This is a genomic window from Vibrio sp. R-1, from assembly GCF_035615595.1.
GTDB classification, from domain to species: Bacteria; Pseudomonadota; Gammaproteobacteria; order Enterobacterales; family Vibrionaceae; genus Vibrio; species Vibrio cholerae.
Map to the genome: position 1 here is coordinate 1 of NZ_WPDC01000292.1, position 535 is coordinate 535.

The window sequence follows — 535 nt, forward strand, 5'->3', positions numbered from 1 at the left end:
TAATGCATGTGAATTAAGCTGAGTTACGCTTTCTAGAAGGCCTAGTCGAATAGCGATTGGGCCTTTTCTTTACTGCTCTTGGATATATCCTCTCCCGCCTCTCTGGAAGCACAAAGCTCTCTGCCATGTCGAGGATATATCGGAGCACTTCTGGATATCTTCCAGGTGCGACAGCCGGGAGCATCTGCAACTGACTCACCAAAAATATCGATGCCTGCTTAAAGCCTATTTGGTATGGCATTACCGTGTCCAATGAATACGCCATCTGGCACATCATAAAACGCAGCAGGTTGTAGGCGAGCAGCATCCCCCAAAGCTCCTGTTTGACTAACGCCGGCGTTTTACTTCTTAGCGTTAGGCTATTTTGAAGCATGTACTGCTTCATCTCTCGATAACCTAATTCGATTTCCCAACGATGACTGTAGAGCTCGGCAATATCTGTCCCTATGTACCGCTTGGGGTCGGTCATTGAAGTCAGCAGTTGGACCTCTTTCCCTTTCACCTTGGTGGTAATGAGTCTAGCTTCTAGTGTATC

At 47.3% G+C, this 535-nt stretch carries 1 protein-coding gene; it reads right to left on the reverse strand.

Features of this window, described 5'->3' with window-relative positions:
• Positions 1-13 precede the first annotated feature (13 nt).
• A partial coding sequence (locus GOU96_RS18185) for a transposase (protein WP_324702117.1) occupies positions 14-535 on the reverse strand: 522 nt, incomplete at its 5' end.